This is a genomic window from Lutibacter sp. A80 (assembly GCF_022429645.1).
Lineage (GTDB): Bacteria > Bacteroidota > Bacteroidia > Flavobacteriales > Flavobacteriaceae > Lutibacter.
This window is the reverse complement of record NZ_CP092480.1, coordinates 1,241,194-1,266,375: the sequence shown is the minus strand read 5'-3', so window position 1 is coordinate 1,266,375 and position 25,182 is coordinate 1,241,194. Positions and strand designations below refer to the sequence as shown.

14 protein-coding genes are annotated in these 25,182 nt (G+C 30.5%); 6 read left to right on the top strand and 8 right to left on the bottom strand.

What is annotated here, in order from left to right:
• Positions 1-97 precede the first annotated feature (97 nt).
• The 3 genes from MHL31_RS05725 (at position 98) to MHL31_RS05715 (ending at position 5,873) form a co-directional block, all read left to right on the top strand.
• Positions 98-2,083 carry a glycoside hydrolase family 127 protein gene (locus tag MHL31_RS05725; RefSeq protein ID WP_240228118.1) on the top strand — a complete coding sequence of 662 codons (1,986 nt, stop codon included), beginning with the start codon at positions 98-100 and terminating at the stop codon, positions 2,081-2,083.
• Between the two features lie 191 nt (positions 2,084-2,274).
• Complete coding sequence (locus tag MHL31_RS05720; RefSeq protein WP_240228117.1) at positions 2,275-4,290, top strand: glycoside hydrolase family 127 protein; 2,016 nt, start codon at positions 2,275-2,277, stop codon at positions 4,288-4,290.
• 107 nt (positions 4,291-4,397) lie between these two features.
• Complete coding sequence (locus MHL31_RS05715; RefSeq protein ID WP_240228116.1) at positions 4,398-5,873, top strand: sulfatase-like hydrolase/transferase; 1,476 nt, start codon at positions 4,398-4,400, stop codon at positions 5,871-5,873.
• A 140-nt stretch (positions 5,874-6,013) separates the two neighbouring features.
• Here the strand turns inward: MHL31_RS05715 and MHL31_RS05710 are convergent, their stop codons facing one another.
• A complete protein-coding gene (locus MHL31_RS05710) occupies positions 6,014-7,630 on the bottom strand; it encodes a hypothetical protein (protein ID WP_240228115.1) in 1,617 nt (538 codons plus the stop codon).
• A 162-nt stretch (positions 7,631-7,792) separates the two neighbouring features.
• Here MHL31_RS05710 and MHL31_RS05705 point away from each other — a divergent pair, with 162 nt between their 5' ends.
• From MHL31_RS05705 to MHL31_RS05695, 3 genes are read left to right on the top strand one after another with little or no spacing between them, the layout of a single operon-like run.
• Positions 7,793-9,400 carry a sulfatase gene (locus MHL31_RS05705; RefSeq protein ID WP_240228114.1) on the top strand — a complete coding sequence of 536 codons (1,608 nt, stop codon included), beginning with the start codon at positions 7,793-7,795 and terminating at the stop codon, positions 9,398-9,400.
• Positions 9,401-9,402: 2 nt separating this feature from the next.
• Positions 9,403-10,989, top strand: a complete 1,587-nt coding sequence (locus MHL31_RS05700; RefSeq protein ID WP_240228113.1) for a sulfatase — start codon at positions 9,403-9,405, stop codon at positions 10,987-10,989.
• Between the two features lie 7 nt (positions 10,990-10,996).
• Entirely contained in the window at positions 10,997-12,916 is a 1,920-nt protein-coding gene (locus tag MHL31_RS05695) for an FAD-dependent oxidoreductase (RefSeq protein WP_240228112.1), read from the top strand.
• Positions 12,917-13,040: 124 nt separating this feature from the next.
• Here MHL31_RS05695 and MHL31_RS05690 read toward each other — a convergent pair whose 3' ends face one another.
• From MHL31_RS05690 to MHL31_RS05660, 7 genes are all read right to left on the bottom strand, one after another.
• A complete protein-coding gene (locus MHL31_RS05690; RefSeq protein WP_240228111.1) occupies positions 13,041-14,666 on the bottom strand; it encodes a sulfatase in 1,626 nt (541 codons plus the stop codon).
• 427 nt (positions 14,667-15,093) lie between these two features.
• On the bottom strand, positions 15,094-15,489 hold the full coding sequence (locus MHL31_RS05685) for a hypothetical protein (protein ID WP_240228110.1): 396 nt from the start codon (positions 15,487-15,489) through the stop codon (positions 15,094-15,096).
• A gap of 60 nt (positions 15,490-15,549) precedes the next feature.
• Positions 15,550-17,253 (bottom strand): hypothetical protein, encoded by a 1,704-nt coding sequence (locus MHL31_RS05680; protein WP_240228109.1) that lies wholly within the window; start codon positions 17,251-17,253, stop codon positions 15,550-15,552.
• A gap of 10 nt (positions 17,254-17,263) precedes the next feature.
• Entirely contained in the window at positions 17,264-19,042 is a 1,779-nt protein-coding gene (locus MHL31_RS05675; RefSeq protein WP_240228108.1) for a RagB/SusD family nutrient uptake outer membrane protein, read from the bottom strand.
• Positions 19,043-19,054: 12 nt separating this feature from the next.
• Complete coding sequence (locus MHL31_RS05670) at positions 19,055-22,150, bottom strand: TonB-dependent receptor (RefSeq protein WP_240228107.1); 3,096 nt, start codon at positions 22,148-22,150, stop codon at positions 19,055-19,057.
• 502 nt (positions 22,151-22,652) lie between these two features.
• Entirely contained in the window at positions 22,653-24,062 is a 1,410-nt protein-coding gene (locus MHL31_RS05665) for a sulfatase (RefSeq protein ID WP_240228106.1), read from the bottom strand.
• 67 nt (positions 24,063-24,129) lie between these two features.
• Positions 24,130-25,143: an L-rhamnose/proton symporter RhaT gene (locus MHL31_RS05660; protein ID WP_240228105.1), complete on the bottom strand. Its 1,014-nt coding sequence runs from the start codon at positions 25,141-25,143 to the stop codon at positions 24,130-24,132.
• Positions 25,144-25,182: the final 39 nt, after the last annotated feature.

The window sequence follows — 25,182 nt, the reverse complement described above, 5'->3', positions numbered from 1 at the left end:
CAATTTAAACTTAATTTAGGTTTACAAACAAAACAAGTAGAGAATAAGCTATTTTAATATTTTTTAAACAACGTTTAGATTTTAAAAAAGAATATCAATGAGTATAAATATAAACAACCATAACAAGGCTATAACAAACAATTCAGAAAGTCCTTTTGTAAAATTAAAAAGTATCAATTTTGGTGATTGTAAATGGGATTCAGGATTTTGGGCTGAAAAAGTGAAAAATGCAGAAGATAAAATGCTTCCTTATATGGGAGATTTATTATGTGGAGATATAGGTCACGCTTTAAATAATTTTAAAATTGCAGCAGGCGAAAAAGAAGGTGAACATAAAGGCTTTTATTGGCACGATGGAGACTTTTATAAGTTTATGGAAGCTAAAATGTACATTTATGGACTTACTAAAAATGAGTCTTTACTAAAAGAATTAGATGAGTATATTGCTATAATCGGACGCGCTCAAGAGGACGATGGTTACATTCATACACATATTCAAATTACTGAAGGTGCTGACAGATTTGAAAATAGAAAATACCACGAAATGTATAATTTTGGGCATTTATTTATTGCAGCTTCTATACATTATAGAATTACTAAGCAACGTAATTTTTTAGATATAGCAATAAAGCAAGCAGATTTATTATATACTTATTTTATGCCAGACACCAAACATTATCAACGTTTTGGTTTTAACCAAACTCAAATTATGGGATTGGTAGAGTTATATAGAACAACAAAAGATGAAAAATATTTAAAACTTGCCGAAAAATTTATCAATAGAAGAGGAACTTATGAAATTAAACATGATGACACAACTATTGGTTATCCTATTGGAGATATGGTTCAAGAAAGAACTCCTTTAAGAGAATCTAAAGAAGCTGTTGGTCATGCAGTTTTAGCTTTATATTATTATGCAGGAGCAGCTGACGTATATGCTGAAACTGGAGAAAAAGCATTAATTGAAGCGTTAGATGCTTTATGGGAAAATATTACAGGTAAAAAAATGTATGTAACAGGCGCTGTTGGTCAAGCACATTATGGAGCTTCTACTAGTTTAGATATGATTGAAGAAGGTTTTATTGATGCGTATATGATGCCAAATATGACTGCCTATAACGAAACCTGTGCTAACTTATGTAATGCCATGTTTAGTAGCAGAATGATGGCTATTAAAGATGAGTCGAGATATGCAGATATTATTGAATTAGTATTGTATAATAGTGGTTTATCGGGTATTAGTGTAGAAGGAAAAGACTATTTCTACTCCAATCCATTAAGAATGGTAAATAATTCTAGAGATTATAATTCTCATGCAGATGTAACTGAAAGTCCAGTAAGACAACCTTATTTAGAGTGTTTTTGTTGTCCGCCAAATTTAGTGCGCACTATTTGTAAAACTTCAGGATGGGCGTATAACTTATCAGAAAACGGTGTAGCGGTAGTATTATTTGGGGGAAATAATTTAGATACAACTATGTTAGATGGTTCACCATTAAAACTATCTCAAGATACAGATTATCCATGGAAGGGAATAGTGAAAATCACAGTTGATGAATGTAAAGATTCAGCTTTTGAAATTAAAATTCGTATTCCTAAATGGGCAGTTGGAAGTAGCTTAAAAGTAAATGGTGAAGATCTAGATATTGTAGTTAATCCAGGGAGTTTTGCTGTAATAAAAAGAGCTTGGAAGGTAGGAGATGTTATTTTGTTAGATATGCCAATGGAAGTAACTTTAGTTGAAGGTCATAACCGAATAGAAGAAGTAAGAAACCAAGTTGCTGTAAAAAGAGGTCCAATTGTATATTGTATCGAAACTCCTGATTTACCTAAAGGTATATCTATTTTAGATGTTTATTTTAATGGAAATTCTCAATTAAATGCGATTCATAAAAACGACTTTTTAGGAGGTGTAACAGTTGTAGAAACAGAACTGCTATTGAGGGCTGGTAAAACTGAAGATATGTACCAAACCGTTGCAAAGCCAAGCTTTACAGCGTTTAAAACACAGTTAATTCCTTATTTTGTATGGAGCAATAGAGAACAAGCTGAAATGACGGTATTTATGCCAGTTGTTTGGTAATAAGTATTAATTAGAAATAAACATAAAAAACTTAAGAATATACTTCAGTTTTTTTATGCTTAAAATTTTATGGTTTTAAGGTAAAATAATGTTAGCTGTGGGTAAATATTATTAATAGAATTTAAATATTAAATTGTTCTTTTGTTTTAGCACTATTGTGTTAATCTAAACTATTTATTAAAAACTTAATAATGAAAAAAATCTTTATACTCTTCATAAATGTATTATTTATAATCCCTTTATTTGGTCAAACTAATGGTATTATTAACAATGCCAATAGTTCTCATGTGAATTTCAAAAGTATTAATATGGGTGACTGTCAATGGACTGAAGGTTTTTGGGCAGATAAATTTAAAGTAGCTGAAGAAGTAATGATTCCTTATATGGGAGAGTTGTTAACCGGAGATGTGGGACATGCTTTAAATAATTTTAAAATTGCAGCAGGTCTTAAAGAAGGTGAACATAAAGGGATGAAATGGCACGATGGAGATTTTTATAAATGGATGGAAGCTTCAATGTATATTTATGCTCAAAATAAAGATAAAAAAATATTAGCTGATTTAGACCGATATATTGAAATAATTGGTAGAGCGCAAGCTCCTGATGGTTATTTACAAACACAGGTTCAAACCACTGATTTAAAGCGTTACGGAAATAGACAGTACCACGAAATGTATAATAGTGGACATTTATATACAAGTGCTTGTATTCATAATCGTATAACTGGAAAAACTAATTTCCTTGATATTGCAATTAAAAGTGCAGATAACTTATACGATACATTTATGCCTCAACCAGACCATTTAAAAAGATTTGGGTTTAATCAAACTCAAATTATGGGATTGGTAGAATTATACAGAACTACAAAAAATAAAAAATATTTAGAGTTGGCAGAATTATTTATCAATATGAGAGGTAAATCTAAAGTTATACCTGATGCTACTGCAAGTTTTAAGTTTATTGGAGATATGGTTCAAGAACGCACACCATTAAGAGAGGAACAAACAGCCGAAGGTCATGCCGTTTTAGCATTGTATTTTTATGCAGGAGCAGCAGATGTTTATGCTGAAACCGGAGAACAAGCATTAATTGATGCTTTAGACAGACTTTGGAGTAATGTTGTTGATAAAAAAATGTATGTAACTGGTGCGGTAGGACAAACTCATCATGGAGCATCTTCAAATGTAGATATGATTCATGAAGGTTTTATTAACGAATATATGATGCCAAATTTAACAGCATATAATGAAACGTGTGCAAATATTTGTAATTCTATGTTTAGTTATAGAATGTTAGGTGTTCATGGGGAGGCTAAATATGCAGATATAATGGAACTAGTACTTTTTAATAGTGCTTTATCTGGAATTAGTATTGAAGGAAAAGATTATTTTTATGCAAATCCTCTACGTGTACATCACGATGGATATGATCCAGGAAATGATACTGAATTTGATGTTCGTCAGCCTTACATTCCTTGTTTTTGTTGTCCGCCAAACTTAGTACGTACAATTGCAAAAGTTTCAGGTTGGGCATATAGTTTAACTAATAATGGTGTTGCAGTAAATTTATACGGTGGAAATAAATTAGAAACAAAACAACTAGATGGATCTAAGATTCAATTGAAACAAGAAACTCAATACCCATGGAATGGAAATGTAAATATTACAATTGAAAAATGTAAAAGAGAAGCTTTTGATATATTAATAAGAATACCTGAATGGGCAAAAGGTTCTACTTTATTAGTAAATGGAAAAGATATAGAATCTGAAGTAATAGCTGGTACTTATGTCACTATTAATAGAAAGTGGAAAAAAAATGACATAATTAATTTAAAAATGCCAATGGATGTTAAATTGTTAGAGGGAAATCCTTTAATTGAAGAGGTTAGAAATCAAGCTGCAGTAAAAAGAGGTCCAGTTGTATATTGTGTTGAATCTCCAGATTTACCAAAAAATACAGATATATTGGATGTATATTTACCTCTAAAATCAAATTTAACAGCAACGTATAGACCAAATTTTTTAGGAGGTGTTTCTACCATTACTGGAGATTTTAAATTACGTCACGTAAATGGTGAAGGGATGTACAGAGAAATAGCAAAACCAACTTGGAAAACTCAAAAAGTTCAGTTAGTGCCTTATTTTGCTTGGGCAAATAGAGGAGAAAGTGAAATGACTGTTTGGTTACCAATTCTTTGGGAAGAATAAACAAAATTTAAACTAATTGAATTTTTTTAAAATAAAATGAAAATACTATGTTAACAATAAGATGTTTGCATAGTGTTTTTATTTGTATAACATAAATTATATTAATTATGAATTTAACTCAAAAAATAAAAACTTTTTTTGCTGTAGTGTTATTAACTTCAGGCTTAATTACAGCTCAATCTGAACAACCAAACATTTTATTCATTTTATGTGACGATTTAGGGTATGCAGATGTTGGTTTTAATGGATCTAAAGATATTATTACTCCACATATGGATGAATTAGCGGCAAACGGAATGATTTTTACTTCAGCATATGCAGCACATTCTTTTTGTGGACCTAGCCGTGCTTCAATTTTAACTGGTCGTTATTCTCAAGAAATAGGAACACCTTTTAATCTTCATAGTAATTCTAGTATGAATGATGATGATAATATGGGGATTCCAACCGAAGAAACATTTATGTCAAATATATTACAAGATGCTGGTTATTATACCAGTGCTTTAGGAAAGTGGCATTTAGGAAGTGCGCCAAAATATCATCCTAATAATAGAGGTTTTGATAATTATTATGGATTTCTTGGTGGAGGTCATAATTATTTTCCGGAGAAATATCAGAAAGAATATCAAAAGCAGTTAAAAGCTGGAAACAAAGAAATTAGAGACTATATTCTTCCATTGGAACATAACCAAAAAGAAGTTAAAGAGACTGAATATATAACAGATGCTTTATCTAGAGAAGCAATAAAAGATATCAAAAAAGCATCAGTTGAAAAAAATCCTTTCTTTATTTATTTAGCTTATAATGCACCTCATGTCCCTTTAGAGGCTAAAGATGAGGATCTTAAGGTTTTTGCTAATATTAAAGATAAAGATAGAAGGACTTATGCGGCTATGGTTTATGCTGTTGATAGAGGTGTAGGTGAGATTGTAAAAACATTAAAAGAAACAAATCAATACAATAATACATTAATTGTTTTTATGAGTGATAATGGAGGTAATTTTGATCACGGAGCAAATAATTATCCTCTAAAAGGAACAAAAGGAGATGCTTGGGAAGGTGGTTATAGAGTTCCAATGTTTTTTCATTATCCAAATAAATTACCAAAAGGTAAAAAGTTTGATTATCCTGTATCTGCTTTAGATTTGTATCCTACGTTTGTAAATCTAGGAAAAGGTAAAATTCCCAAAAATAAATTATTGTCAGGTAAAGATATAATGGAATCTATAATAAATAATTCAGAACCACATAAAGACAATATGATTTATTGCCTAAGATATCGTCATGGTTTTAGTGATGTTGGTGCAAGATTAGGTGATTGGAAAATTACACGAGTGGGTAACGAACCTTGGAGATTAACAAATATAACACAAGATATTGGAGAGAAAAAAAATATGGGAGGTAGATACCCAGAGCGACTTAAAAAAATGGTGGAAGAAACACAAAAATGGACAGAAGGCTTTGTACAGCCATTGTGGTTTTATTCAGCTAAAGATGAAGAATTATGGAATGATGGAAGAATGCCTCAATATAAGGAAACTTTTGAAGTTGACATGTTAATAGATCTTCCTTCTAAAAAATAGTTAGAAAAATGTTTTTTGTTGCCTTGTAAATTTAGTTTAAATACTTGCAAGTTTTTGTAAAGACTTATTTTAATAAATAAGTATGTGTACAAATAAATGTTAGTTTTACTAACAGAGTTTGAAAATATAAATATTTAATTTTAGATAGAATTTATAAAAGTAGTTAGGTTTACATCTCTATTTAAATTCATTTTTTTTCTAAGTCGGTGTCTTGCAACGTGAACACTACCAAGAGAAATTCCTAATAAATAAGCCATTTCCTTACCTGAAAAATTTAATTTTATTAAAGCACAAACCTTTAAATCTGCCGAACTTAAGTTCGGTACTTTTTTTTGTAATCGATTGTAAAAATCTTCATTTTGTGTAGAAAATCTTTTGTTAAAAGATTCCCATAAACTATCAGATCTATTTTCAATAGATTTTAACAGGTTTTTTGTTGAATGATCCATTTTAGATTTTTTAATTAAATCACTTAACTCCTTAATAACTTCTTCACGCTCTATTAATTGTAACATATTTACTGTAAGTTCTTTGTTTTTATGATTTAATAACTCTTTTGAATCTATCTGCTTTTTCTTATGAATAGTATACAACATTTTACCACGTACCAATAAAAAAAGTATAACTATAATAGCCAAGGTTACAAATAGAATTATTTTAAACCTTAAGGCTTCTTCAGTTTTTTTTGCTAATTCCAAATTCCTAGCATTCAGTTCCTTCGTTTTTTTTTGAAGCTGTTCTTTATACTTATTCTTAAAAGTTAAAAAACTTTGTGTGTTTTCATTCCTAGGATTTAAAAAGGAATCATTTATTTTTTTAGCCTTATATAAATAGTTAAACCCTTTTTCTATTTCACCTGTATTCTTAGACAGTAAAGCTAATTGTTGATATACAAATGACAAATAAAAAGCATTTTCTCCATTAATATCTTTTATAGAAATAGCCGTTTTAAAATATTTTTTAGCCAATTCAATATTATCAATATCTTTATGTAGTCTGCCTAAGCGAGAATACAAAATAATTAAAAAGCTTTTATCTACATCCTTTTTTGAAGGATTCACTATTTTATTTTCTAATTGAAATACGGCATCATTTAATAATTGAATAGATTCTTTAATATATCCCTCTTTTTTTAAAGCAAATGCTTTTTTCTCGTTTAATTGAATATTTTGAAAATTGTTGTTTTTTAACTTTGGGAGCAGAAATTCACAGCTATCAATATACATTTTTAAAGAATCTACCTCCACAATTCTTTGATAATAAAGCATTAAATTGGTGTACGATTTATATAAATCATCTAGTTCAACTAAGTTTTTAGAATAAGCTAACTTATAATTCAAATGAGCTTTTTTAAAATTTATTCCGGCATTAGTATCTTGCTTAAATAAATAATTTAAAACTCCAACTTCCTCATTTGATTTTGCTATTAGAACTATATTTTTAGATTCTTCAGCTAAAAACATAGCTTCTCCAGAATTTTCAAAAGCAGCGTCATAATTTTGTTGTTTTCTAGCTAAAGCACTTAACGAAATAAGTGATTTAACCATTATGATAGTATCTTTCTTTTTTGTAGCTTTTTGAAACTTAGTATTCAATACAATTTTTAAAGAATCTACATCTGTATTAACTTGAATTAAACCTTCAGAAAAACAACTCTTAAATTGTTGAGCTTGTAAATGTTTGAAATTACATAAGTTAAGTATTATTAATGGGATTAGAATTTTAAATTTTAAAAAGTTATATCTTAAGTTATTCATTATTAATATTTTATAATAAATAAAAATACAAAAATAAATTAATTTGAAAGACTTGAAAATTGATATTTATGTAAATGTTAAGTTTATGTAATGCCAAATTTAGCATAGTTAAGGTAGAAATTATCTATTTTAGAACATCATTTAAATGAAAATAATTTTACAATGAAAAATATACTTTTTACTTGTTTATTTTGCTTGGGTACCATGTTTAATTATGCTCAAAAAAAACCAAATATATTATTTATTGCTATTGATGATTTACGACCGGAGTTGGGATGTTATGGTTCAGAAATTGCAATTACTCCCAATATGGATAAACTGGCAAGTGAAGGATTATTGTTTAATAATGCTTATTGCCAACAAGCAATTTGTGGACCATCAAGAGCAAGTTTAATGACAGGTGTCCGTCCATCAACAAGTGGAGTTACTCATAATTACATTCGGTTTAGAGAAAAACTTCCACAGGTAAATACGATTGCTCAACATTTTAATTCAAATGGATATCAATCTGTTTATTATGGAAAAATATTTCATCACGGAGACGAAGATGAAATTTCATGGACAAGACCTCAGCTAAAGAGTAATAAAAAACCTGTTGGTTTTGCACTTCCTGAAAATAATAAAATTAGAAAAGAAACTCGTGAAAAAATGTTTGCGAAATATGGGGAAGTAGCAAAATATGGCTTAGCTATGGGGCCAGCTTATGAGTGTGCTGATGTGCCTGATGATACTTATTCTGATGGTTTAAATACAGATTTAGCCATTCAAACTATAAAAGATATGGTGAAAGAAGATGGCAAACCTTTTTTTCTAGGATTAGGGTTTCATAAACCGCATTTGAATTGGGTAGCACCAAAAAAATATTGGGATTTATATAATGAAGAAGATATTAAATTAGCTACTCAAACCACTGCGCCAATAAATGGAGCTGAAATGGGAATTCACCCTTCTTTTGAATTAAGAGTTAGAAGTGGAATACCTAAAAGCGGTAAACTGGATAAACAATTATCAATCACTTTAAAACATGCTTATTTAGCTTGTGTAAGTTATGTAGATGCTCAAATTGGAAAAGTAATAAATGCTTTGGATGAAGCTGGAATTAAAGACAATACAATTATTGTTCTTTGGGGGGATCACGGTTGGCATTTAGGTGAAATGGGAATTTGGGGAAAAGCTACAAATTATGAAATTGCCACACGAGTACCAATGATGATTTATACACCTGATATGTTAGCTAAAAATAGAGGCGCTAAAACTAATGCCTTGGTAGAATTGGTAGATATTTACCCTACACTATCTGATTTAGCAGGAATAGAAATACCAAAACATTTAGAAGGTAAGAGTTTTAAACCACTACTTAAAAATCCTTCAAAAAAATGGAAAAAAGCTGTGTTTAGCCAATTTCCTAGTCCAGCTTTAAGAGAATGGGGAGCTTTCCCTATTAGACCGGCTATGCGTGAAACTTATTTTGGCCTTTTATTAAAAGAAGTTGAAGACAAAATTAAACTTCAGCAAAAAGAAAAATGGGATAGAGTCTTATTTGAAAATTACTTGATGGGGTACGCTATGAGAACAGATGATTACAGATTTGTAATTTGGAAAGACAGTAGAAATCAAGATAGTAAACCTGTACAAATAGAATTATTTGACCATAAAATCGACCCTGAAGAAACTATAAATATTGCTAACGAACATCCAAAACTAGTTTCAAAACTATTAAAAGTTTTTAAAAAGGAATGGAAAAAGGCGCATAAATCAAAGGGAATATAAGTATGAAAAATAATTGCACTATTTTTTCGAAGTTAATAATTGGTATATTCTTGATTTCAACAACTATTTCAGTTGCTCAAACTCAAGAAAAGCCTAATGTTCTACTAATTATACTCGATGATTTAAATGATTATGTAGGTTTTTTAGGTGGTCATCCGCAAGCTCAAACTCCAAATATGGATGCTTTAGCAAAGGAAAGTGTAGTTTTTACTAATGCCCATACTAATGCTCCTATTTGTGCACCTTCTAGAGTTAGTATGTTAACAGGGGTTTATCCACACAAATCAAAGAACTTTTGGTTTTCTAAATGGACAGAAAACCCTATTTTAAAAAACAATAAAACACTCATGCAATTTATGAGTGATAATGGTTATGCTACTTATGGTACTGGTAAAATAATGCACGACAGAGTTAAAAGTGAATGGAATGAATATGGTGTAGAAAATGACTTTGGTCCTTATGCATTTGATGGTAAAAAGGCTGCAAGACACCCTTCAGTTCCAAAAGAATATTACCAAAACAAAAATGATGGTTTATATAGCTCTTTAGCGGATGTTCCTAATGTACCAGCATCTAAAAAAACAAAAGGATACAAAGGTTGGTATGATGTGAAGAATAGAAAACCTTTTAACTATGTAAATGATAAAAATCGTGATTTATTAAGTGATGAAAAAAGTGCAAATTGGGCTGTAGATAAAATTTTAGAATTAGAAAATAATAAAAGCTCCAATCCTTTCTTTTTAGCAGTAGGCTTTGTTCGTCCGCATACACCACTAGTTGCGCCTCAAAAATATTTCGATAAATACCCTTTAGAAACATTAGAACTGCCTAGAGTAAAAGAAAATGATATTGAGGATACGTATTATAGATCCACTTTTAGATGGACACCAGCTTGGGCGAAACATTACGAAGAATTAAAAGCTTCTTACTCCAATTTTGAAGTAGGTTTACGTACATATTTACAAGCATATTTAGCCTGTGTTAGTTTTGCCGACGACCAAGTTGGTAAAGTAATGAACGCTTTGAGAAATAGTAAATTTAATAATAATACCATTGTTATTTTGGTTAGTGATCACGGATATAATCAAGGTGAAAAAGAATTTATTTACAAGAACAATTTATGGGAAGAAACTACTAGAATTCCAATGCTTGTGCGCTCACCTAATTTCAAAAATAATGCAGGTAAAAAAGTAAAACATCCAGTATCTTTAATTGATGTATACCCAACCATTGCTGATTTATGCAATATTGAAAACAGTAATTTAAAAAATAAGAATGGCGCATTGTTAAGTGGATTTAGCATGAAACCTTTTTTAGAAAATCCGGAATGTGTAAAATGGAAAGGTCCTGAAGTTGCATTAACTGTTGTTAGAGGTAATTTTAAAAGTAATGAGCCAAATGAACAAAGTTATTCAGTACGTTCAAAAAACTACAGATATATACGCTATGTTAATGGAAAAGAAGAATTATATGACCATAGGAATGATTCGTATGAATGGACAAATTTAGCCTACAAACCTAAATTTAAAATGGTAAAGAAAAAGCTTAAAAAGCAACTAGATAATTTATTAATAGAAATAACTAAATAGTATTAAAATGAAACGTAGAGAATTTTTTAAAAAAGGAACTAAGGGTGCTATTGCTGCAAGTTTAATGCCAATTACAGGAAATGCATTTGATATAAATACAGATTTACAAAAAATAAAAACTACAAATTGGGAACAACAAGAATCTGGTAAAAAAGAAATTTCTAATCGAAAAAAAATATTGAATTATGATGTTGCTGTTATAGGGGCTGGTTTGGCAGGAATATGTGCAGCTGTATCAGCAGCAAGAAATGGAGTGAAAACAGTATTAGTTCAAGATCGTCCAGTTTTAGGAGGAAATAGTTCTAGTGAAATTAGAGTTCACGTTAATGGAGTTGGTCATTTAAAACCAGACAATTGGGCAGAACGGGAAACGGGTGTTATCGAAGAATTATTATTATTAAATAGGTTTCAAAATCCGCAAGAATCTTTTCCTGTTTGGGATCATGTTTTATATGATTATGTATACCAAATTGAAAATTTAGACTTAATGTTAAACACACAAGCTATTGATGCCAATATGGATGGGAATACAATTGTTTCTGCACGTTGTTGGCAATTAACTACTGAAACAGAATTTATTATAAAAGCAAAACAATTTATAGATTGTTCTGGAGATGGAATGTTAGCTGCTTCAGCAGGTGCAATTTTTAGAACAGGGAGAGAAGCTTCTTCAGAATTTAATGAACAATATGCGCCAAAAGTTGCTGATGGTTGGCAAATGGGTGCAACAATTCTGTTTTCAACAAAAGATATGGGTAAACCTATGCCGTTTACGCCTCCTTCCTATACCTTAAAGTATGATGCTGAAAATGCATACAAACGTAAAATAAAACCTTACGTTGGGGGTATTTGGTGGGTTGAAGTTGGAAGTGAAAATGATATTATTGCTGAAGCTGAAACAAACCGACATAAAATTATGGGCTATATGTATGGAGTTTGGGATTATATTAAAAACTCTGGAGAATTTCCAGACTCTGAAAATTTAGCATTAGATTGGGTTGGGGCAATTCCAGGGCGAAGAGAATCTCGTCGTTTTATGGGTGATTATATACTTTCAGAAAAAGATCTAACAGAACATAAACATTTTGAAGATGGAGTTGCTTATGGAGGTTGGAGTATTGATGAACACGGAGAAGGAGGTATTGAAAAGTTAAATGTTCCAGGAAGTTATTTTCATTATAAGTTCAAAAAAATCTATGAAATACCTTATAGAAGCTTATATTCAAAAAATATAAATAATTTACAGTTCTCGGGACGTAATATTAGTCAAACTCATATAGCGCTTTCTTCTTCAAGAGTCATGGCAACTTGTGCTACAATGGGGCAAGCAACAGGTACTGCAGCAAGTTTATGCATCAAAAAAAATGTGAATCCGCGGGCAATTACTAAAAATTATATAAACGACTTGCAAGAACAGTTATTAAGAGATGATGCTTATATTCCTTTAAGACCAGCAAATGATAAAAATGACCTTGCAAAAAAAGCTGATTTAATTATGGGTTCGTCTACTTTATCTGGTGATGTTAGAAATTTAGTTAATGGAATATCAAGAGATATTGATGGTGGTATAAATCATTGGAAATCTGATGGTTTAAATGCCGAGTTACAGTTTGAATGGCTTAGGCCTGTTACTCTTTCAAAAGTTGAAATTAAATGTGATACTAATCTTAAAAAAAATATTTTTATGCATAAACTTTCACCTGAAAACTCAAGGCATACAAGTAAAGTTCCTATAGAATTATTAAAATCTATGAAAGTTGAAGGTAGGGTTAATGGTGAATGGATTAAAATTGGTGAAATTGAAAACAACAAAAAGCGTTTAATTAAATTTAATTTCAATAAAATAAAAACAACAGCTGTTAGATTAAAGTTGAAAGAAACTTATGGAGCAAAAGACATTAAATTATTTGAAGTACGTTGTTATTAAGCTTTAAATATTATAAATTATTGGCAGTATCTCAAAATTTATTTTGGTTTAAAAAAAACTCAGGATTGAATTCAATCCTGAGTTTTTTTATTAATTATAGCCGTGTAACTAATGTTTAAAAATGTTATTTATAAGTTTTATTAAACTTTTTTAATAATTCTTTTACAAGTATAGGATTTTGATTTGCAATATTAATAGTTTCGTTTGGGTCATTTTTATGATCGTAAAGTTCTATATATAAAGGGTTGTTGTTAGGGCGTCTTCTATCTTTCCAAATTACAAATCTGTAATCATCTGTTCTCATTGCATATCCCATAACAAACTGTTCAAAAGTTTTTTTATTCCATTTTTCACCCATTTGTGTTTTAATTTTGGTCTCAATTTTTTCAATTAAAGGCATAAAAAATGTAGTTCTAAATGGAGGTGTAAAAGGTCTCGCTGCCCATTCGCGTAATGCAGGTGTTGGAAATACGCTAAATGCAGGTTTTTTAGATTTTAAGTTAGGTTTTTTTAGTATGGAAACTAAACTTTCGCCTTCTAAGTGTTTAGGTTTATTTAGTTCGGCTAAATCACATAAAGTTGGGTATAAATCTATTAATTCTACAGTAGCGTTAGCTTTTTGTCCTTTTGTTTTATCTGTTGTTCCAGGTGCTGAAATTATAAATGGAACTCTTGTAGCAATTTCATAATTTGTAGCCTTCCCCCAATAGCCCATCTCCCCAAGATTAAATCCGTGGTCTGACCATAAAACAATAATGGTATTTTCATAGGCTCCAGAGTTTTTTAAAGCCTGAATCATTTTTCCAACTTGAGCATCAATATAACTTATACAAGCATAATATCCGTGGCGTAATTGGCGTTGTAATTTTGGACTAAAATTTCCTTTTTTAGGCATGTCTGCTGAAACACGTAATTCTAAGGATTCTGATAATCCCATAGTCGCACCATCTTTAGGAGGGTTTACTTGTTTTGCAATTGGAATTTTGGCTTCATCATACATATCCCAATATTTTTTAGGTGCTATCCAATCTAAATGAGGTTTTTTAAAACCTAAAGCTAGAAACCAAGGTTTTTGGTTATTTTTAACCAAGTCATTTAATGTTTCTATTGCAGAAAGTGTGTTATAGCCATCTTCATAGGTTTCGTCTGGAACATCAGCAGATTCTAAAGCTGGCCCTTTATTTAACCAGTTTTCACGAATTAGTTTTTCACCATATTTAGCTTCTAAAGCGACCTTGTTTTTTAAATACATTAATTGACTTTCAGCTAGTGCATAACCACCTTCTATATTTGGTATATTTGAGTCTTTTTTTGCTTTAATCGGTTTTCTACTCCAAGACATCTCATCATCAGTAAACACGCCGTGAAATACTTTTCCTAGATATACTGTTTCATATCCGTTATCTTTAAAGTGTTGGGGTAGAGTAATAATACTAGGACGGTTATCTCTAAAATCTTGAAATAAATCAATAACATTTATAGTTTCTGGGTAAGATCCTGTCATAATGCTAGCTCGTGAAGGTCCACAAATTGATTGTTGAACATAAGCATGATTAAATTGAATCCCAACGTTTGCTAAGGCATCTATATTAGGAGATTTTACGATTTCAGAACCATAAGTGCCAAGTTCAGCACGTAAATCATCAATAGCAATAAACAATACATTTGGCTGTTTCTTCTTTTGGGCGAAGCCTGTAAAGGAAATCATAGCAAAAATTAGAAAAAGATTAAATAGTTGTTTGGCCTTCATTATAAATTTTTTTGTTTTATGAAACATGATTGTGATTTAGTTATCAAATTAGCGAAAAAAATGGTTGAAATACTTCTTAAATATTACCTTGTTCTATAGGTATTTTACCCAAAAATATTTTTTATAGAATGGTTATTGTAATATATAGTATTTTAATGTAAAATAGATTCTTAAGAAGAAAAGAGTAAGGGTGGTTTTGTGAAAACCCTTGTTCTAATTCTTTAATTAATTGAAGTTAAAAGAAGAGTTATCTTTTTTAGTTTGTTATACAAGCCTTTTTAATATTTTTATTAGACTTATTTTTAAGTGTATCGTTTTTTAGGGTGGAACAAATTATTGCAAAAAAAGGATAACCAAACTTGGTTATCCTTTTTTTAAATGGACTATTTATTGTTTTAAAATAGTAATAAGTTAAAACATAACTGTATCAATTATAAACCTCTATTTCGGAAACATTAATAGCATATTCAGATGTGTCGTTTATAGTTAAAGTACCGTTTCCAGTAGTTTTGTCTGCAATAACAGCATAGCTTATAGTACTATCTCCAGATATTTTATTTACTGAAAATTCAATATTAGTATCTGTAGATGAATTTATAAAATTAGAAGAGTTATAATTATTTAATACAACATCGGTAGCATATTCAATAATTAATGGTTTTTCTTTATATACGTTTATTTTTACTACATCTAATCCCGTAATGTTTGTAATAGAATAGACATTTGTAATTTCAATATCTGGTGCTAACCATTCTTCTTCTTCACAACTAGTTATTGTTAGAATAATAGTTAAAATTCCAAAATATTTTATTATTTTTTTCATAATTTATATTGTTTTTTATGTCTCCGTTGTTGTAAAACAACGGAGTTTGTTATTTTATATTTATGATCTAACTTCAACTTCAACAAATGAAAAATTATCAAAATACATTGTTTGTTGACCTGTTGAAGAATTAGGGTTTGAAGGTGGATTTATTACAAGTGTTACTTTCTTTTTTGAATTGATTTCAGATAAAGTAACAATATGTTCAATTTTTATCCATTGTTCTCTAGGCAAACCATCTAGGTTCCAAGCTTCAGGAGCTAACTCTGGAACTTCTCCTCCCCAAGTCCAAAATTTTTCCATAGTATTTCCAGCTTCTAAATAAACCATAAAAGAAATTTTATACGTACCAGCTGGTATCATATCAATGGTACCCAATCCAAATGTATGTAATTGATAGGCTTTAGTAATTCCATCAACATTAAATTTCATACTTGCATTTCCTTCATATGCTTTTTCTGTAGTTCTAGACCAAATAGGATTATCTGCAGAGCCATTTAAAGGAGCTCCTACCCAGAAGGCACCATTAGGCCCTGAAAAAGCTCTTGCTAAATCTCCATCAAGTCCAATTTCGTAACCAGACCAACTATTAGATTTTAAAATGTTACCACCAATATACATTTGTACATTTGTAGCAGGGAAACTGGCTAACTGTCTGGTGTCTGTTGATTCAATTTCACCACCGTTATAGGCAACAGTAACTACATCAGAATTATAAATTTTTTCAGATAAAGTTAAATCTATGTAGGTTGCATCTGTGGAATTAACACTTGCTTTTAAAACAGGTATTGTTTGGTCAAAACCAGCAGCAGTGTTTTTTACATGAACCACAAATTTATCTTCTTGATCTGTAAATGGAACAATTTCACCCGTAACTTGGAAAGAAATTTTTTCATTAACATCTTCTTTAATTGCACCGTTTATTTTAAATGGTTGAGATGAAGGGATTACATTTATTTTTAGTGGAATAGTTTTTTCTACAGAAGCGGTTGGGTAAGGAGTAGCTCTAAGTGCTTTAAAAACTCCTGCATTATATGTTCCAAGTTTAAAAAATTTAACAGTAACAGTATCTAAATTAGAACTAGCAGGAATGCCGCTAGGTATTGCCCAATTTCTACCATTAGCACGTCCTGTTGTTGTTTGGTCTATAAATGTTAATGTTGCACCTGCTTCTACTTCAACTGTTGGCCAAGATGCTTCATTTTCAATAGAAGTTAATTGGTCTTCAGTAATTGATAATACTTCAACATTATTTTGTAATACTTTAAAAGCAGGTTTTAAATTAGCAAATACATCAAATGTAAATGTAGTATCAATAACCCAAAAATCTCCTTCTTTTTTTGAATTTAAAGTTCCAGCACTAGATTTATAGCTTACTGGTTCTGGAAATTTATTTAACAAACGGACTTTATTTACACCACTTTTTCTGAAAATTACATGTGCTTTTACGTCGGTTGTAGTTAAACCAGCTTCTGAGTTTATAAATAAAGGCAAGGAATCACCTTTTTTAAAGCCTTCATTTAAAAATGCATTTCCATCTTCAATAATCCATTGATGACTTGATGCACCTACCGATAAATCGAAAAAAGACATAAAACTATCTTCTTCAATATTAAATGGGTTTTGGGTGAATTTTTGTAAACTAATAATCCAAGATACATCAGATAGTTCATCTACAGGTGTATAATCCACATATTCCTCTTCTTCACAACTTACTAAAATTAGTAAGCTAATAAAAAATGATATTATTCTTATATTTTTCATAAAATAAATATTAGTTATTAATATTAGGGTTTGAATTAATTTCAGTTTGAGGTATAGGGTATGTACTATGTTGACTCTCTATATAATTTAAAGCAGGAATATCGAATTCATAATCAACAACTTTAAATTCACCAGAACTAGGAGCTGTACGAACTAAAGATGGAAAATTATATTTCCATTTTGTTGCACCAGTTTCATCTATATACTTATAGTTTTCTGCATAATAAACCTCATTTGATAATTCAGTTAATCTTTGCTTTAAACTATAGTTGTCAGATTTCTCCCAACGTTTAAAATCAGAAAAACGAGTCATATGACCTTCAATAGAAGTTTCAAGAGGTTTTTCAATTTTCATTAAACGTTGCATTAGTTCTTCTGCAGAATATGATTCTTCGTCATAAGTATAAGATAGATTACCATTGCTTTCACCAAGTAAAACTAAACCCCATCTTTTTCGAATTTGATTTATTAATTTAAGAGCTTCGTCTATATCTCCTGTTTTAATTTTACATTCTGCTTGCATTAAGATTACTGTTGATAATCTTAGTAATGTTACGTTTTTACTAGACCAAGAGGTTCCTAATGGTAATTCTGACTCTGATTCAACAATATCATGATTTGTAAAATGTTTCCAATATCCAAATCCCCATGCTGTGGCATGAAATTTACCACCTTTAACCTCGGTTACAGGAGCGCCATAATATAATGTTTGATAATCTTCTACCATAGCTATCATTGCAGAAGCTCTTAAAGGTACATTACGTTGTGTTAAGCCAGTTGTAGCATGTACAAAGTAATTTCTAGCATCTAAAGGATCCATTGGCTCGTTTTTATAAGCTAGTACAGCCCATGCTGGAGCAAATACAGCACCTTTTACACTATTAGATGTTAATTGGTTTAACCAGTTTGTTCCAGAAGAACCATCCCAAGGTGATAATGAGGTGTCTATATTATCTGAAGTATAGTTTATTTCTAAAATGGATTCTTTATTAAATTCACCGGCCGTTGTAAATAATTTATCCATATCGTATTCAAGAGAATATCCATGATTGTATATTACATCATCAAAATATTCCATTGCTTTTACGTAGTTCAATTCATTTAAATAACTATCGCCTAAAATTGTTGCGGCAGCACCTGAGGTAACTCTACTTTTATCTCCACTCGGATATTCACCATTTTTGTATAAATTTTTATAAGCAAATTCTAAATCTTCTCTAATAAATTTAATCACATCTTCTGCTGGAGATAAAGGTTTCGCAAAATCATCATTGGTTAATGGAACGGCATCTCTAATTATGATATTACCATTGTTAAAAGAGGTATATAAATAATAATGAAATAAACCTCTTAAAAAACGAGCTTGCCCCATTTGTGAAGTCCATTCCTCATTTTCAACTGTACCTTCTAAATCTTCAAGTGCTCCAATAACTTGGTTTGCTCTAAAAATTCCTTGATATAATGCTTGCCATTTATCAGATAATGATGTAGAGCTTACGTTATACGTTTGATTATAAAATTCTTCTGTTTTATTAGGTACTGGTCTTCCATAACCAGGGTATCCCATATCAGCTCTTAAGGCTTCTAAATTTATATTAAGAATAGAAAGATTATTAAGTACTTTATAGGTTGCATTTAAACCAGCACCAGTTTCATCTAAATTTCTCCAATAATTGTCTTTTGCAATTTCATTGGGATTGATTTCCTCTAAAAAATCATTCGTATCACAGGAAGTTAAAAGGCTTACTGAAATTATTAATAGTAAATATTTAAAATTTATATTTTTCATAATTATAATGTCTTAAAAATTAAAATTTAACCCAATCAAATATTGCTCAGATGTAGGTCCAGTTCCTTTGTCTAGCCCTCTTGCAGCAATACCTCCTCCAACTTCAGGGTTGTATCCAGAATATTTTGTAATTGTTAGTGGGTTTTGAGCACTTAGGTATACCCTAACTCTGTTTACACCAAGTTTATTTATAGTTTTTTTAGGAAGACTGTACCCTAAAGAAATTTGTCTTAAACGTAAATATGATCCATCTTCTAACCATAAATCACTATAGCCAATAAAATTATTATCTGTTCTCATATCTTCTCTATATGCTGGGATAGAAGTTACAGGATTAGCCTCTGACCATTGATATATTTGATCTTTGTGTCTACCAAAACCAAAAGCCCAAGCATTAAATCCATTCATTATTTCTTGACCTAATGCAGCATACCAATTCATAGAAAAATCAAAATTTTTATATTTTGCATTAAAGGTGTAACCTATTTCATATTCAGGTAAACCACTTCCACTATAGACTCTATCATTATCATCTAAAATACCGTCATTGTTGTTGTCATTAAACATGGTGTCTCCCATACGGGCTCCACTATCTATTTTTTGATATTCAGCTAGTTTTTCTTCTGTATCAACAATTCCATTTGTTGTCCATAAGTAAAAAGCTCCAGCTTCTTGACCTACAGCTAAAGCGGTTACTCTTGATTGGGTTGGAGCTCTATTTACTAAACCAAAATCATTAGTGAATAAAAATTCAGTATCTCCATTAATTTTAGTGATTTCGTTGGTGTTTGTTGAAAAATTAGCATTCATATTCCAATTTACTTTACCCGTATGACCTTTATATTGAGCAGATATTTCAGCACCAGTATTGGTCATATTACCAACATTTAAGGTAACAGAGGCATTGTTTCCTCCACCTGCTGATAATGGTAAAAATACAGGGAATAACATGTCTTTCTTTTTAGCATAGTAGTATTCAGCAGTAATGGTTAATTTATTTCTGAAGAAACCTAAATCGATACCTACGTTTGAAGTAGTGGTAGTTTCCCATTTTAAAAGTTCATTTGCGTAAGAAGTTTGAGATGCTCCTAGATTTAAGGTTTCATTAGTTCCATCATAACCTACATAATTTAAGTTTTGTTCAATTCCTGGTGAAAATTCGTAAGAACCAATTCTGTCATTACCAACTGAACCATGAGAAAGTCTTAATTTAAAATTATTAGCAGTTTCTTTAAAGGATTTCCAAAATTTTTCATCAGAAATATTCCAAGCTAGAGAAACAGAAGGGAAGACTCCCCATTGATTATCCGAAGGGAATTTAGATGAACCATCTCTACGAACACTTGAACTAAATAAATATTTTCCTTTATAGTCGTATTGAAGTCGTCCAATAGTACCAATTCTTGTATCTGTATAATCAAAACCAGAACTTACAGTTTGTTCACCCGTTGCTCTATCTAATACCCTACCATCAGGGTCGGTAGCTCCGGTTCTTTCTGCGCTAAATTGTTCATTTTTATATTTTTCAATTGTAGCAAATGCTGTAAGTGTAAGTTTATGGTCATTTAATTGTTTTTGAAATGTAATACCAGCATCAGAGCTTAATGATGTTCTATACCCACTACTTCTTCTAATATAGCTAGTGTTTGGATTAGTTTGAAGTTTACCTTCAGTACTATAAATTGCTTGGTAGGGTCTATACTCACTTCCATAGGTGTTTTGAGTAGTAAGTCCTGTGTTTGAAGCAATACTTAAGTTTTTAGAAATTTTATAGTTAATTCTAAAAGAAGCATTTGTTCTAACAGCTTTTATATTTTGCTCGGTTCTTAAACTCTCTAAAACCCAGCCTAATCTGTTTACATCATCACCAGAACCACCATCTAAAGTTGAAAAATTACTAGGGTCCAAACCATTTTGAGTTGGATTGTATACAATGGCTTGTGAAAGTAAAAAGTTTTGAGGGATTTCTCTGTTGTCAATAGACAAACCAACGCTTGTTTGAATTCTTAATTTATCTTTACTATAAACTGTATTTGCACGTGTGTTAAATCGTTCATAAGACGAATTTAATTGTAGTCCTTCTTGTTGAAAAAAACCAACAGACACATTGTAAGTGATATCTTTTGTACCTCCTGATATGTTTGTATTATAGTTTTGAACGGGTGCATTATTGCTTGGGAAAATTAAACTATTTAAATCTGTTTCATTTTGAAATGAATAAGGATTTTTTACAATTTCTAAACTTGAAGCCGATTCTTCATCAAAAAAACCACCAACATTACGTTTTACAACTAAATCAAAATAGGTTTGTTCTACAGAATTCATTAATGGAATTGCTGCATTTCTGTGCTGAATAGCATAACTTACATTTGTTCTAACTTGTAAAGAACCTTCTTTACCTTGTTTTGTTGTAATTAAAATAACTCCAGTAGCTCCACGTGAACCATAAATAGCAGTTGATGCAGCATCTTTTAATATATCAATAGTTTCAATGTCTGATGGTGGAATTCTTGGGTCACTTTCTTGAATAATTCCGTCTACTACATATAAAGGAGTGTTATCTCCTAAGGTAGTAATACCTCTAATTAAAATTTCTGCCGAACCACCAGGTGTAGATGAGCTAATAATGTTTACTCCAGCTGCTTGTCCTTGTAATGCAGTCGCTAAATCTGACGTAGATATTTTTTCTAAGGCTTCAGACTGTACTTGAGTTACAGCTCCAGTTAATTCTTTCTTTTTTACAGTACCGTATCCAATAACTACAACTTCTTCAAGACTTTCAATATCAGGAGTCATTACAACATTCAGTTGTTTTCCTTTAACTTTAAGTCCTTGATCTTGCATACCCATAAAACTAAAAAGTAATACATCACCTACTTTAGCTTTAATTGTATATTCTCCATCAAAATTTGTTGTTGTTCCATTTGTTGTTCCTTTTAATAACACTGTAGCTCCAGGTATTGGTAAGCCATCATCTGAACTTGTTACAATCCCTTGCACAGTTATATTTTGTGCATGTGAATTAAAATTGCAGAAAAACACAAATAAGGATAATAACATATATCTGGCTATTACTTTTTTGGATACTAATATTTTTATTATTTCCATCTGATTAATTTTAATTTATTTGATTAAGATTTAGTTTTTTTAAAATCATATATTTATATGTTTTAAGAGTTATAAGTTTGTTAACAAAGAAAATGATTTTGAGGTCTACTCAATTTCTATAATTTATCTCTCACTTATTCTATTTTACCCTTAACATATTCTATTTTAATTAATAATAATTGTAGAAAATAGTTTGATAAATTGTTAAATGAAGAAATAACTTAATGGAGAATTTTAAAAGTGTTTGGTGGAAAGCGCAATTTTAATTTCAATATTATTAGAGCTTTAGTAGTGTAGTTAAAATTTAAACTGCCTTAAAAGTGATGAAATTTTAAGTCTAAACCAATTAACTTTTTAAGAGACTATAAACATATTCCGCAATTTTTTTAAAAATGGAATTTGTTAATATTAGATTTAAGAAATGTATGATGTTAATTTCTTAGAGAATCTAAAAGTAGTTTTATTTGGTTTAAATTTTACTTTTAAGGCAGTTAATAAAGAACTAGTTCATTATGTGTTTTGGCCTGGCTTTGTATTTATCCATTCTATCAATATCAAAATTTTCGAATTCTCTTTTTAATAACCATCGTGGGCGTTCTAGAGTTGATTCCCATTCAAAAAGTTCTTTAAAAAGCTGTCTTACTATTTTTGGATAACTAGCAGCTAAATTTGTCTGTTCTTTTATATCATTAGGAATGTAATAAAGTTCTGCAGGTCTATCTGGAAAACGTATTAATTTCCAATCTCCTTTTCTAATACATGCTCTTGTGTCTTTTTTCCAAAACAAGGCTTCATGTGGTTTCGAATTAATTTGATTGTTAATATATGGAAGTAAGTTAACGCCATCAATATCTTTTATAGATTTAGGATTTCCGCCAGCAGCAGCATAAAATGTAGGTAGCAAATCAAGTGTGCTAATTGGAGAATTATAAGTTGTATTTGGTTTTATTTTTCCTGGCCATTTCATTATAAAAGGTACTCGTATACCACCTTCTAAATGATTAGATTTTGTCCCGCTTAAAGGTAAGTTACTCGATGCGTTTTTGTCGGTTGGTCCACCATTATCGTTTGTAAAGATTACAAGTGTGTTGTCATCAATTCCTAGTTCTTTTAATTTATCTAATATTTTTCCAGAGGCTCTATCAAGAGCTAATGCCATCGCAGCTACAACTTTTCGTTTACCTTCTAAATTAGGGAATTTAGCTAAATCTTCAGGAGTGGCATCCATTGGGGTATGTACGGCATTAAAAGATACAAAAGCAAAAAAAGGTTGTTCATTTTTGGCTTTTTTTTCTATAAATTTTATAGCTTCATCAGCTAAAACATCAGTTAAATACCTTTCAGGTTCTACAAAGTTTCGAAACCCTCTCTCCATTAAATCTAATTTGCTTGCAGGTTCTTCTGAATATGCAAAATAACTTCTAGCTCCACCACGAAAACCATAAAATTCATCAAAACCTCTTTTGGTAGGGTGGAAGCGATCTGCACCTCCTAAATGCCATTTACCATAAAAAGCAGTTGCGTAACCTTGCTCTTTTAAATATTCTGCTAAGAATGTTTCTTCTACAGGAACTCCCATTTCATCGCCATCTGCACCAGATACAGCACTCATGTATCCCGGAACATTATTTTCTTCAAACCCAAACCTTTGTTGGTATTTCCCAGTCATTAAACCTGCTCTAGATGGTCCGCAAGTGGGATCTGTAACATAAGCCTGATTAAATAAAACTCCTTCTTGAGCTAATTTATTTAAATTTGGAGTAATCATTGTTTTACTACCTTGAAATCCAAAATCTGCATAACCTGCATCATCTGAAAACAACATAACAATATTAGGTTTTTTTTGTGCATTTGTAAATTGAATAGTTAATATAACAAGTGCAGATAATAAAATAGTTTTTAAATGTTTCATAATATTAAGATTCTTGAAAAGACAAATTATAGTAATAATTTTAAGTGTATTATTCAATATTTTTATATTAAGAATACCCCATTACTACAACTGCAACTATAATTACTAATACACCAAATAACATTGTGTAAAAAGGTTTTTTAGCTCCTTCCCATTCTTTATTTAAATAAGACCAAATGTTTCCAACAATTAGAGAAAGACCTAGCATAATTGGCCAAGCAATTACATCTCCTAGGCTACCCATAAGTGTTGCTCCTTGTCCGTAAATACCTAAAGCACCAAACCAAAGTATACCAGCAATGATAGACCACATATAAGCTTTACTTGCATTAGGAGTGGTAAATGAGCTCCATGTATTGTTTTTAAATAATAAGAATACAGCATAGCCAGCATTAATAGCAAATCCTCCCCAAAGCACTACTACCCAGATAGCTAGACTACTATTACGAGAAATTGCTCCGGCATTTTGAGCTAAATCTCCTATAGCACTTCCTGCTGTAAACCCAATAGCTAAAAAAGCGGATAAAAAACCACTTATAATAGCTATAATTAATCCTAGTTTTAAATTTACTTTTTCACCAGTAGTTTTGGTAATACTTTTAATTTTATCTTTTTTAACACCTGCATAAGCTGTTATAGCAACACCAATTAACATAATAGCAACACCACCTAAAATATAAGGTAATGCAGGTGCCATTTTTTGATATTCAACATCGGTGGCAGTAAATAAAGGAATTAAACCTCCTGCAGCTGCACAAACACCCATTACAATTCCATACGTTAAAGAAATACCAATATAGGGAACACTTTTTCCAAACATAATTCCACCAATTCCCCATAATGCACCAAAAGCCATTGCTTTTAATATGTCTTCAGTAGGTGCACTAGTAACAACATTATATAAATCTGGAGTTACAAAATAAGCCCATATAGTAGGAATTAATATCATTGCAAAAATTGAATGCACTAACCACCAAGCTTCCCATTTTAAAGGATTCATAAATTTCATTCCAAGGCCAAATGATCCTTGAAAAATACTTGCAAAAATTACTAATAAAAAAGGGAGAAATATAGATTCCATAGTATATTATGTTTTAGTTGTATTTTTAAACTTAAAATA